Origin of the sequence: Rhodococcus artemisiae (assembly GCF_036327795.1) — a bacterium.
GTDB classification, from domain to species: Bacteria; Actinomycetota; Actinomycetes; order Mycobacteriales; family Mycobacteriaceae; genus Rhodococcus; species Rhodococcus artemisiae.
This window is the reverse complement of record NZ_JAUTXY010000003.1, coordinates 1-12,150: the sequence shown is the minus strand read 5'-3', so window position 1 is coordinate 12,150 and position 12,150 is coordinate 1. Positions and strand designations below refer to the sequence as shown.

Genomic DNA, 12,150 nt, shown 5'->3' with positions numbered 1-12,150 from the left:
CCCCCAACCGGGCGTGCTTCCACCTGGCAGTGGAACTCCTCCAGAGTAACGACACCGCATGACCAACCATCGGGTGCGGGCACCGAACTAGGGCCGGATCGTTGTGAAGTGGCCACCACCACGCTCCACGGCCGTGGCGCATTCGTTGCGCACACGCTCGGCATCGGCACCCGCACCCAGCCCGACGAGCAACATCGATGCCGCCCACCGCAGCGGAATCAACCCGTGGACAGCAGCCCGATCACACACGTCGACCGCAAGCTCGAGGGCCGGAGTCAGGTCGGCAGCGTCGGTGAGCGCAGCGGCCCGGAGAAGATCGGACTTCACTTGGTGGCGCACCGACCCGAACGTGTCGGAGTCTGCGGCACCACGGGCCGCGAACACGCGCGCGGTCTCGAAGTCGCCGGACGCCAGTGCCGTTTCCGCCGTGACCCACGACAACCGGATCCGCTGACGCAACAACCCGTCTTTCCCCTGCAGCCCATGACAGCCCGGCCGAGACCCGGCGAGGGTCTCGGAGCAGCACTCGAGCAGCCGGCGTGCCTGCGCGAGCCGCCCGCGACCGAGCGCATCGGCCGCCAGGCCGGTCAGTGCGTCGCAGCGCGCCTCGGCGACCCGGTCCGAGCCGCGGGCACCGGCGTCCATTCCTGCAACTGCGGCCAGCGCGCGACCGTCGTGCACTGCGGCAGCGCGGTGCCATCCGAGTTGCCGCAGCAATGATGCCCGAGTGCTCTCGGCGAGCGACGCCCACACCCCGCGTGAGCCCGACCGAGTCACCAGTGCCAGTTCTGCGCGGGCGGCACTGTATCGACCCTGACCACCGAGTGCGACCGCACGCAACCAGTGCTCCTGGAGCACAGACGTTGTCCCTGAAGGTATGTGCGCGGGGCTCCCGCCGAAGGCGGCTGCACGCAACGACAATGCGGCGCCGCGCGGAGGGGCCGCGCCGATTTCGGATTCCGAGTTGCTGAGGATCGACATACGGAGAATCATTGCACCGGCGCTGCAAAGTCTCCCATTCCTCGGATTCCAGCATTTCGCACCGAGAGCGCAACAATTCCCAAACAATGGATACGGGTGCCTTTTCCGGTCCCGAAATCGACATCCAGTTGAACAAAACGTGAATTACATACATATTGCATGTACGTTTGCGTGAGGTAATTCGAGGAGTCACGCGTCCGTTATCGCCGGGTATCACAGCCTATCGAGCTCCGCATGTCGTACATAAGACCAGTTCAGATGCCCTGCACGTCCAAAACTTCGGCGCAGTCACAACCATGCGGACTCGTCGGTGAGCCCACACGGCCATCATGGTCGACGACCAATGTAAATATTTCCGACGTTAATTCTTGCCGCTTTCGTTATGGACTTCGCCACTGATCGAAGGCATTGACGAATAATCGATAACACTTTTACGGTAAGGAGGCCGGACATTATTCGGATCCGGCTCGGAGGGACATCTTTCCGAACGATGGTCCGCTCGCCTGTTCAGGTGAGCACGCTGCGAAGGAGTGCACATGCCCGCACCTCACACCCTGCCCGGTCCGAACGCTGACCTCTGGGACTGGCAGATGCATGGTAAGTGCCGGGGCGCGGACTCCTCCGTTTTCTTCCACCCGGACGGCGAGCGTGGACGCGCCCGCAGCCAGCGTGAGAACCGTGCCAAGGAGCTGTGCCAGAGCTGCCCCGTCCTCATCCAGTGCCGCGAGCACGCCCTCCGTGTCGCGGAGCCGTACGGAATCTGGGGCGGGATGTCGGAGAGCGAACGTGAGTTGTACACGCGACACCATCGCCGCAAGGTTGCGGTATGACCGCCGACCGGGCCGACGCTCCCCCGCGCCCGCACCGGGGCTGACAGCCGGTACCTGGATGGGCGGCACCGAGACACGGCGAAGCCCCGCACGGAGAAATCCGTGCGGGGCTTCGCGCATCGTGGCCCTCGGGATCTACCCGACCCTCAGGGCCTACCCGAGGAGCCCGAGCTACCTAGTGGGCGTGTCCGTGCCCGTGACCGTCGTCCTCGACCGGCTCGGGCTTCTCCACGACCGCACTCTCCGTGGTCAGGATCATCCGTGCCACGGAAGCAGCGTTGACGACGGCGGAACGGGTCACCTTCACCGGGTCGACGACACCCTCCGCGATCAGGTCGCCGTAGGTGAGCGTGGCCGCGTTGAAGCCGTGGCCCGCGGGCGCCTCCGAAACCTTGTCCACCACGACAGCGCCGTCGAGCCCGGCGTTCGAGGCGATCCAGTACAGCGGCGCGGTGAGGGCGGTGCGCAGCACCGCGACACCGGTGGCCTCGTCGCCGGACAACGAGCCCTCGAGCTCGGCAAGCGCGAGCGACGCCTGCACGAGTGCAGAACCACCGCCGGGCACGATGCCCTCCTCGACGGCCGCCTTCGCAGCGCTGACAGCATCCTCGACGCGGAACTTGCGTTCCTTCAGATCGGTCTCGGTGGCAGCGCCGACCTGGATGACGGCGATTCCACCCGCGAGCTTGGCCAGCCGCTCCTCGAGTTTCTCCCGGTCCCAATCGGAATCGGTGTTCTCGATCTCGCGACGCAGCTGAGCTGCGCGATTCTCGATATCCTCGGCCGAGCCTGCACCGTCGACAATCGTGGTGTTGTCCTTCGTCACCACGATGCGGCGGGCCGAGCCGAGCAGATCGAGTCCGGCTTCCTTCAAAGACAGACCGATGTCGGAGTTGATCACGGTACCGGCGGTCACGACCGCGAGGTCGTCGAGGAAAGCCTTGCGACGGTCACCGAAGAACGGGGCCTTCACCGCGACAGCCTTGAGAGTCTTGCGGATCGAGTTGATCACCAGGGTCGAGAGCGGCTCTCCCTCGATGTCCTCTGCGATGAGCAGGACCGGCTTACCCGATTCGGCGATCTTCTCGAGCAACGGCAGGAAGTCGGGCAGCGAGCTGATCTTCTCGCGGTACAGCAGCACGAGGGCGTCCTCGAGGACTGCTTCCTGGGCGTCGACGTCGGTGATGAAGTACGGCGACAGGTAGCCCTTGTCGAACTGGACGCCCTCGGTGACGACGAGTTCGGTGCTCAGGGTCGAGGATTCCTCGACCGTGACCACACCGTTCTCACCGACGACGGTGAGCGCTTCGCCCACCATCTCGCCGATCTCCGCGTCACGCGAGGACACCGTGGCAACCTGAGCGATCGCCTTCTTTCCCTCGACGGGGGTCGCGGCAGCGAGAAGCGCCTCGGCGACCTTTTCGGCCCCCTTCGAGATACCCACGCCGAGCGAGATGGGGTTGGCACCTGCGGCAACGTTCTTCAGGCCGGCCTTGACGAGCGCCTGCGCGAGGACCGTCGCAGTGGTCGTGCCGTCGCCTGCGACGTCGTTGGTCTTGGTGGCGACGCTCTTGACGAGCTGAGCGCCGAGGTTCTCGAACGGATCCTCCAGCTCGATCTCGCGGGCGATGCTCACGCCGTCGTTGGTCACCGTGGGGCCGCCGAACGCCTTGGCGAGCACCACATGCCGCCCACGGGGGCCGAGGGTTACCTTGACGGCGTCGGCGAGCTGGTCGACACCACGCTCGAGAGCGCGGCGCGCGGTTTCGTTGAACTCGATTTGCTTGGACATGTTCTCCGACTACTCCTGGGTTCGGATGATCCCCAACGGATTCCGCCCCGGGTCCGTTACGGAACTCCGGGGCGGAACTGTTGCGGCCTACTTTGCGACGACAGCCAGAACGTCGCGGGCCGAGAGGATCAGGTACTCCTCGCCGGCGTACTTGATCTCGGTTCCGCCGTACTTGCTGTAGATGACGACGTCGCCTTCCTTGACATCCAGCGGGATGCGCTTGTCGCCATCCTCGTCCCAGCGGCCGGGGCCGACGGCGACGACGGTGCCCTCCTGGGGCTTTTCCTTCGCCGTATCAGGAATGACCAGGCCGGAGGCAGTCGTCGTCTCGGCCTCGTTGGCCTGGACGAGGATCTTGTCCTCGAGCGGCTTGATGTTCACGCTCGCCACGATGAGCCCTCCACTTTCAGGGGTACTTGGGTCCGAGGCTCTCGTCGTCCTCGAACTCGGTTTTGTTCAGTCACCAGAGTGACTCCTCGCGTAGTCCCGTCGTCGCGGGTGCCGGGCCGACGCTCGGTGTCACTAGCACTCTATACACGCGAGTGCCAGCGCTCAAGGGCTGCGGGTGCTGACACGCGGAAAGCGAACAGGAGCACCCGCATGTTACGGTTCAATAACGGAAACCGAGAGCGTGACCATTCGGTGACCCCGACGGCGAGCGAACCTGGCCGCGACGGTCGCCAGTCACGCACGAGAGGTGAACAATGCCAACGTCGCTAGGGATCTCCGTCGGCGCCTCCGGCGTCGGCGCAACCCTGCTCGTCGACACTGCCACCGGGCTCACGTCCGAGTACCGCAGGCTGGCGGTCGATTCCGGCCACCACCGTGATGTCGGCGATCTGGTCTTCGATGCAATCTCCTTGATGACCACACAGGTCGTGGATCAACCGATCCCCGACGCCGTCACTGTCGCCTACCGCACCGAAGAGCAGGCAGACGCCATCCGTACCGCTGCGGAGCGCCGCGGAAAGCTCGTGCGACTCGTTCCCGAGACCACAGCCCTTCTCGCGTACCTCCGCACCGTCGGAGTGCGCAGCGAGGCCGGCTCGATCGCCATCGCCGACATGGGCGCGTCCGGCACCACCGTCTCGGTCCTCGATCAGGAATCCGGCACGGTACTGCGATCTGCGCGCACCGAGGACGTCAGTGGCAATGCGGTCGGCACCGTGATCTACGACCACGTCCACCGCGCCACCAACCGCATGCGAACGCGTATGCAGGTCGATCCCGCACTGCTGAAAGCACGCTGCCAGGGTGCCCAGGAAGTGCTCACCACCTCCGAGCGCACCCGTATCGACATCGCCGAAGCCGGGCCCGATGCGTCGGTCATCCTGACGCGTGCCGATCTTGCCGCGCTCGCCGCCGAACTCTCCGACACCGCCGCCGTATTCACCCGCCAGGTCACGACCCAGTCGTTGCCGCGGCCGCACACGCTTGCCCTCGTCGGCGGTACTGCGGCCGTTCCGGCGCTGGCCGCCGCTGTCACCGACAGCTTCGACGGCCACGTCATCACCGTGCCGGAACCGGCGTCCGCGGCCGCCCAGGGCGCCGCGCACCTGTCCGGCTCCGCGCACTTCGGCGGTTACGATGTCGTCGGCTCCGCGACCGCATCCTCCACATCGGCCGGAGCCCGCATGTCCGGCGCTGTGGCCGCAGCACTCGTGCTCGCCGCGGTCGTCGCAGGACTCGCGACCGACAAGTTCACGGACCGGTCCGCCAGCACACCGGTCTCTCCTGCTGGAACCAACGGTGTCGTCGTGACGGAAGAACCCTCTCAGCAGACCTACCCGAGGGAGACCGACATTCCGTCGTCCGATCCCGACCCGTCGCTGTCACCGACGCAGACCACCGACGGCGACCTCGACGGAGCACCACTTCCGACTCCACCACCGTCGACCGTTCCTCGGACGGATATCCCGGTGTCGAACGACAACCCCACGGCCACACCGACCCCGATCGATCAGGTGCAGACGCTCGAAGCGGCACCCGACGAAACCACCGACAGATGGCACACGACGACGTCGCCGCAGCCGACCCCCACAGACCCGACCGACCCCACGGTCACGACGGATCCCACGAGTCCGACCGATCCCACGGAACCGACCGACCCCACAGACCCCACGACTCCGACCGACCCCACGGAACCCACAACTCCGACCGAGCCCACGACTCCGACCGACCCCACCACTGAACCCACGGAACCCACGACTCCGACCGACCCCACAGGCACGACCGAGCCGGAACCGGGGATCACAGCCGAGCCGTCCACCCCAGCGCTGACCGCGTCGCCCGGACTGAACTCGCCGACCCCGCCGACGATCGAGGAACGATCGGCCACCGAGAGCAGCACCAGCGAGGATCCGACAACCTCGGATACGTCGGAATCGACGGGCTCCGAGACGATCCGCTAGGAATCGTCGCTCTGTCGGCCGAGAATCAGGCCGACACCTGCGCCACCGATACCGACAGTCCCGGATCCGTCCCCACGGACAGGGCAGACGGGGTCGCCCCACCCGCGATGAGATGCGCACCCAGAGCTGCGATCATCACGCCGTTGTCGGTGCACAACCGCGGCCGGGGCACGCGCAGGGTCAGGCCGGCCTCCGCGCAGCGCTCCTCGGCGAGCTCACGCAACCGCGTGTTCGCTGTCGCACCCCCGCCGAGCACCAGTGTGTCGACACCGACGTCACGAGCCGCCCGCACCGCCTTCATCGTGAGCACGTCGGCCACGGCCTCCTGGAAGCCGGCAGCGACATCAGCGACCGGCACGACCTCACCGGCCCGTTCCTTCGCCTCGACGAACCGCGCCACGGCCGTCTTGAGCCCGGAGAACGAGAAGTCGTTGCGGGCATCTCGCGGACCGGTCATGCCGCGCGGGAACACCACGGCGGTCCGGTCTCCTTCTCTTGCGAGTCGATCGACTTCCGGACCCCCGGGATAACCGAGTCCGAGCAGTCGCGCGACCTTGTCGAATGCTTCCCCCGCCGCATCGTCGACGGTGGTGCCGAGTTCGACGATCGGTTTGCTGAGGTCCTCGACGTGCAACAGATGGGTGTGCCCGCCCGAGACCAGCAGCGCGACACACGGCGGCATCGGCCCGTGTTCGAGTGTGTCCACGGCGACGTGACCGGCGAGGTGGTTGATCGCATAGAAGGGGACGTTCCACGCCGCTGCATAGGCCTTGGCTGCGGCAACTCCGACGAGGAGCGCACCTGCCAATCCCGGACCGATCGTGACGCATACCGCGTCGGGCTCGGCGATACCGGCCGAGGCGAGCGCCCGCTGCATCGTGGGCACCATCGCCTCCAGGTGTGCGCGGGATGCGATCTCCGGCACCACGCCACCGAACCGGGCGTGCTCGTCGACGCTGGAAGCCACCTCGTCGGCGAGAAGCTCGAGGGTGCCGTCACCGACGAAGCGGACGATGCCGACGCCCGTTTCGTCGCACGAGCTCTCGATCCCCATCACAATCGGTCCGGTCACTGTCGTGGCTCCTCTCGCCGATCGGGACGGCGCATGGTGTATGCATCGGCCCCACTGGGCTGGTAATAACGCTTCCTCGTCCCCACGACCTCGAAACCCTCACGCCGATACAACGCGATCGCCGCGTCGTTGTCGGTGCGGACCTCGAGAAACACCGGACCACCCCACCGATCCGCGACACGCAGCAGTTCGGTCAGAAGGGCCTTACCGATCCCGTTGCGTCGCGCGCCGGGGTCGACGCCGATCGTGTGTACTTCGGACTCCGGTTCGATTCCGGTGCCGAGCCGTGCGAGTCCGGCGTAGCCGAGAAGAGTCCCCGACTCGTCCCGCGCAGCAACGTAGTGGTTGTGGGGAGCGGCGAGTTCCGAACGGAACGCCTCGGCGCTCCAGGGGTCGTCTCCGGGAAACAGCACGGTTTCGAGTTCTGCGCATCTGTCCACGTCGTCGCCGCGGAGTGCGTCGATGAGCACGCTCATGCGCGACGGTCCGCTGTCGCGACGGCGTCGGGGCGTCGCAGGTACAACGGCACCAGCGGCTCCGGAGTAGTTCCCGCGCGCAGATCTTCCGAAACCGCGGCGACCAGACCTGCGGGTGACGGCGAGTGCACGGGCTCCGCGGGAAGTTCGAACAGGGCGGCATGCTGGGCCGACCCCGCGACCCGTTGCGAGGGCGCCGACGGCACGTCCGCAGGCTTGCGGACATCGGGCCCCTCGACACGACGCCGGGATCCGTCATACCGAGCGAAGTACACCTCACGACGTCGGGCGTCCGTGACCACGAGCAGATCGCCGCCGTCGGGTGTTCCACCGTGCACGTCCTGCGCGATCGCATCCAGGCTGCAGACACCGTGGACCGGAACCCCGAGGGCGTCGCCGAATGCCGCGGCGGTGACCATGCCGACGCGCAGCCCGGTGAACGGCCCCGGTCCGACACCCACGACGATCGCGTCGAGGTCTGCCGGTACGCATCCGCACTCATCGAAGCACTCGAGGATCTGCGGGGTGAGGATCTCTGCGTGGGCCCGGGGATTGTCGGTCAGACGCACGGCAACCGTGGAGATGTGGGATGCGTCTCCCTCACTGCCGAGTCGGACGAGCCCCGAGGTCACGACGGGTGTTGAGGTATCGACGGCGAGCACAAGCACGATTCACCAGGATACCCGGTCCGCAGTCCTGCCAGGGCCTCAGCGCCGGTCAGTCGACCCAGGCCCATTCCGCCCGACGCACATCTGACTCGGGATCACGACGCAATCGCACCCGCAGGTGCCGGTCGGTGAGCTTCTCGACGAGCCCTCCGCCCCACTCGACCACGACGACGGCCGCACCGAGATCGGTGTCGAGGTCCAGTGCATCGAGTTCGTCGAGGGCGTCCGGGCCGTCGCCCAGTCGGTACGCATCGACATGGACCAGACCCACCGGTGGCGCACCTTCACGCGGCCCCGGCCGGTGTTCCCGAGCGATGACGAACGTCGGCGACGTCACACGGCCCTGCACTCCGAGGCCGGCTGCGAGCCCCCTCGTCAACGCGGTCTTACCTGCCCCGAGTGGACCATCGAGTACTACGAGGTCGCCGGCGCGGAGGTCTCGGGCGAGTCGGCGCCCGAACGCCTCGGTGTCCTCGACGGTCGGCAATTCGATGTGGCGTGCGAAGTCAGACAATTGCGGCTCGCCTCGTCGAGATGTCATGTGCGAAGCCTCGCTGGATCAGCCGGTCGATCCCACGGTTGACGACCTCCGGGAACTCGAACTGCACGAGATGTCCGCCGCCACGGACCCGCTTGAGTTCGGACCCGGGGAGCGCCTCGGCGAGTTTCTCGGAGCTCGCGAACGGGATCACCATGTCGGCGTCGCCACAGAGCACGAGCGACGGCACCGAACCCAGCACGGACAGCGCAGCGGATTCGTCGTGCAGTTCGAGGGTGCGCAGGAAGTTCACGATCGTCACTACCGAGGTCTCGTCGAGCATCCGATCGGACAACGCGACGAGGCGCGGACTGACCACTGTCCCGTACGACGCCGCGCGCAGTATCGGCGTGACGACCGCACGGGCCATACCGCGTGCCGCCTGCACGAATCCGGGCGCGGTACGCGCGGCATATCGGAAGGCGTCGATGACGGGGTTCTCGAGGTTCCGGCCGAGCCCCGTCCGGCTGAGACCCGCCGCGGTGGTCGCAAGCAGCCCGGCACCCACGATCCGGGACTCGAACAGATCGGGGCGCTGCGACGCGAGCGCGATCGTCGTCATGCCGCCCATCGAATGGCCGATCACCACGACCGGCCCGCCGGGGGTCGTCTCGTCGATGACCCGGCCGAGGTCGCGTCCGAGTTGAGCGATGGTGCACGACTTGGGGTCGGGCATACCGGATTCGCCGTGGCCGCGCTGGTCGTAGAACACCATCCGGACGTCCTCACCCCACCGCTCGAGCACGTGCCGATACTGCAGATGCCACGACTGCATGCGCAGGCAGTAACCGTGCACGAAAACGACGGTCAGCGGAGCGCGTGACGATCCGGATTCACGCACGACGAGTGGGACGCCGTCATCTGTCATGACGATCCTCTTCGGCAGACGGAGAACGGCGTCGAAGTCCTCGTCCCGATACAGCTCGTGTGCAGGCATCCCGGCGCTCCGCACGGCGTACAGCCCCGCGGATGATGCAAGCGTCACCAGGCTCGCGCCCAGCAGACCCATTCGACCCATCAGCGTCATCGCAACTCGCCTCCTTCGCCACCTACATAGGTGCGGACGGTTCGGCCACCGATCCCGGTCACGATCTCGTAGTTGATCGTGTCCAGGAGCTCGGCCCAGTCCTGGGCACCCGGTTCTCCGAGACGTCCGTCACCGAAGAACAACGCTTCGTCGCCCTCCTGTACTCCCCCGCCGTCCGGACCGAGGTCGACGACGACCTGGTCCATGCACACCCGACCCAGTTGGGGACGTCGGCGTCCGCCCAGCAGAACGTCGATCCGGCCACTGAGATTGCGCCGGATCCCGTCGGCGTACCCCATCGGCAGAAGCGCCACGGTCGTGTCGGCAGGGGCGATCCAGCGGTGCCCGTAGGACACCCCCGAACCTGCCGAGACCTTCTTCACGAGCGCCACCCTTGTTCGCAGTGTCATCGCCGGCCGGAACCCGAAATCGCCTTGCTCGGGGATCGGTGTCAGCCCATATATCGCAATTCCGGGCCGAACCATGTCGAATCGCAGGTCAGGGCGGGTGACGGTGGCTGCAGAATTCGCCAGATGAACGACTTCCGGAGGCAGTGACGCGCGCCGAAGGTCATCGGCTGCCTGGTGGAGCCTGTCGCGCTGTGAATCGATCTCGGGGTGACCGAGTTCGTCGCCGTGGGCGAGGTGTGAGAACAATCCACGCAGTCGCACCGCTCCGGCCGCCTGCCCGCGGGCGACGTCCCGCACGAATTCGGGCCATTCGTCGCGTGCCACACCGTTTCGGTTGAGTCCGGTGTCGACCTTGGCGGTGATGACGGCGGTTTCACCGATGCTCTCTGCGGCCGCGACGATGGCCGCGAGGTGCCGCGGCGACGACACACCGAGTTCGATTCCGGCTGCGATCGCGGGCGCGTAGTCGGCATCGACCGTGTGCAGCCACGACAGCACCGGCGCATCGATGCCGGCAGCGCGCAGCTCGAGCCCCTCTGCGAGCGTGGTGACGCCCAGTTCACGCGCGCCGGCCGCGAGCGCGGCGCGGGCGACGGGGACGGCACCGTGGTTGTAGGCGTCGGCCTTGACCACCGCCATGACCGCTGCGTCCCCGGCGTAGTCCCGAAGGCGCCTGACGTTGTGTACGACCGCGTCCAGATCGATGATCGCCTCCGCTTGGGGAAGCGATCGGCGGCCGGTGGACGGTGTGCGTTGCAGGGCGGTCACATGTATTGATCCTGCCACCGAGGTGATCGGCGTCTTCAGGGAGCCCGGGTGTGTCCGATTACGATTCGGACGCGTGGGTCCGAAGTATCCGCACAGCGGCGCGGAGATACTCGGCGATGCTGCTCGCCGATACCGGTGCGGTTCCTGCGCTCTCACCGCTCTCACCCCGCGCTGCGAGATTTGCGGCAAGTGCGTGCGCACGGGCACCCGCAGCGGCAGCCAGGTCGACAGGCATGCCCGACGACATCAACGCTCCCACGATCCCCGCCAGGAGGTCCCCGGCGCCCGCGGTCGACGCCCACGACCCACCTGCGTCGTTGACGAACGTGTGTCCGTCGGGTCGGGCTATGAGTGTCGCGCGGCCCTTGAGCAGCACATGCACCTGCCATTGGGCGGCGAGCCGCCGCGCCGCCACGACCCGGTCCGGATGCGGGTCGCTGCCGGTGAGCCGCGCGAACTCCCCGGCGTGCGGGGTCAGCAGTGTCGGTGCGGACCGGCCCCGCACGAGTGACGGATTGCGCGCGAGGATCGTCAGGCCGTCGGCGTCGACGAGTACCGGCAGATCGGTCGCCAGAACGTCGCGCAGGGTCTTCTCCGCCTGCGCGTCGGTGCCGCCGCCCGGCCCGACCACCCACGCCTGCGCCCGGGCCGCAGCGTCGAATGTCGGAGCCGCGACGACCTCCGGAAAGCGCGCGAGCACCTCCGCTGCCGCACTACCGACGTAGCGCACCATCCCGGAGGTCGCGGCCACCGCGGCTCCCGTGCACAGCACCCCTGCTCCCGGATATTGCGCGCTGCCTGCCACGATGCCGACCACGCCCTGGCTGTACTTGTCGTCGTCGGGCCCGGGCACCGGCCAGATCGCGCCCAACTCGGCGGGCTCCACCGCCACCAGGTCAGCGGGCGGGAGATCGAGACCGATGTCGACCAGTTCGACGCGACCGCATCGGGCCGGCGCGAGGACATGCACGGGTTTCCGGGCGCCGAACGTCACCGTGAGAGCGGCGGTCACCGCCGGACCGTCGACCACGCCGGTATCCGGGTCGACACCGCTCGGCGTGTCGATCGCGACGATCGGCGCGGTGTTCGCCTCGACGAGAGCAGCTGCTGCCGGGCGCAGCGAACCGCGGCCGGAGATTCCGACGATGCCGTCCAGCACGAGGTCGGGATCACCGAG

The 12,150-nt window shown here is 67.3% G+C and carries 12 protein-coding genes; 2 read left to right on the top strand and 10 right to left on the bottom strand.

The genetic code is table 11. From position 1 onward, the window contains the following. Positions 1-87: 87 nt before the first annotated feature. Positions 88-981, bottom strand: coding sequence for a hypothetical protein (locus Q7514_RS07620; RefSeq protein ID WP_330132664.1), 894 nt, complete (start codon positions 979-981; stop codon positions 88-90). A gap of 536 nt (positions 982-1,517) precedes the next feature. Here Q7514_RS07620 and Q7514_RS07615 point away from each other — a divergent pair. After that, complete coding sequence (locus tag Q7514_RS07615; protein WP_054719026.1) at positions 1,518-1,811, top strand: WhiB family transcriptional regulator; 294 nt, start codon at positions 1,518-1,520, stop codon at positions 1,809-1,811. 175 nt (positions 1,812-1,986) lie between these two features. Here Q7514_RS07615 and groL read toward each other — a convergent pair whose 3' ends face one another. Both groL and groES read right to left on the bottom strand, forming a co-directional pair. After that, positions 1,987-3,603: a chaperonin GroEL gene (gene groL, locus Q7514_RS07610; protein ID WP_330132663.1), complete on the bottom strand. Its 1,617-nt coding sequence runs from the start codon at positions 3,601-3,603 to the stop codon at positions 1,987-1,989. A gap of 87 nt (positions 3,604-3,690) precedes the next feature. Further along, entirely contained in the window at positions 3,691-3,993 is a 303-nt protein-coding gene (groES, locus tag Q7514_RS07605) for a co-chaperone GroES (protein WP_006550071.1), read from the bottom strand. Positions 3,994-4,307: 314 nt separating this feature from the next. Between groES and Q7514_RS07600 the strand changes: the two genes are divergently transcribed. Beyond that, the gene (locus tag Q7514_RS07600) at positions 4,308-6,014 is read left to right on the top strand and encodes an Hsp70 family protein (protein ID WP_330132662.1); all 1,707 of its coding nucleotides are present in this window, start codon (positions 4,308-4,310) and stop codon (positions 6,012-6,014) included. Positions 6,015-6,039: 25 nt separating this feature from the next. Here Q7514_RS07600 and tsaD read toward each other — a convergent pair whose 3' ends face one another. The 7 genes from tsaD to Q7514_RS07565 all read right to left on the bottom strand — a co-directional run. Further along, the gene (gene tsaD, locus Q7514_RS07595; protein WP_330133072.1) at positions 6,040-7,068 is read right to left on the bottom strand and encodes a tRNA (adenosine(37)-N6)-threonylcarbamoyltransferase complex transferase subunit TsaD; all 1,029 of its coding nucleotides are present in this window, start codon (positions 7,066-7,068) and stop codon (positions 6,040-6,042) included. A gap of 14 nt (positions 7,069-7,082) precedes the next feature. Beyond that, entirely contained in the window at positions 7,083-7,562 is a 480-nt protein-coding gene (gene rimI, locus Q7514_RS07590) for a ribosomal protein S18-alanine N-acetyltransferase (RefSeq protein WP_330132661.1), read from the bottom strand. Then, positions 7,559-8,230 carry a tRNA (adenosine(37)-N6)-threonylcarbamoyltransferase complex dimerization subunit type 1 TsaB gene (tsaB, locus tag Q7514_RS07585; RefSeq protein WP_330132660.1) on the bottom strand — a complete coding sequence of 224 codons (672 nt, stop codon included), beginning with the start codon at positions 8,228-8,230 and terminating at the stop codon, positions 7,559-7,561. Before tsaB ends, rimI begins: the two co-directional genes overlap by 4 nt. A 49-nt stretch (positions 8,231-8,279) precedes the next feature. Next, the gene (tsaE, locus tag Q7514_RS07580) at positions 8,280-8,771 is read right to left on the bottom strand and encodes a tRNA (adenosine(37)-N6)-threonylcarbamoyltransferase complex ATPase subunit type 1 TsaE (protein WP_408016054.1); all 492 of its coding nucleotides are present in this window, start codon (positions 8,769-8,771) and stop codon (positions 8,280-8,282) included. Next, positions 8,737-9,795: an alpha/beta fold hydrolase gene (locus tag Q7514_RS07575; protein ID WP_330132658.1), complete on the bottom strand. Its 1,059-nt coding sequence runs from the start codon at positions 9,793-9,795 to the stop codon at positions 8,737-8,739. The genes tsaE and Q7514_RS07575 overlap by 35 nt, the downstream gene beginning before the upstream one ends. Further along, complete coding sequence (gene alr / locus Q7514_RS07570; RefSeq protein WP_408016053.1) at positions 9,792-10,973, bottom strand: alanine racemase; 1,182 nt, start codon at positions 10,971-10,973, stop codon at positions 9,792-9,794. Before alr ends, Q7514_RS07575 begins: the two co-directional genes overlap by 4 nt. A gap of 58 nt (positions 10,974-11,031) precedes the next feature. Beyond that, positions 11,032-12,150: NAD(P)H-hydrate dehydratase (locus Q7514_RS07565; protein ID WP_330132657.1), on the bottom strand; the 1,119-nt coding region annotated here is incomplete at its 5' end.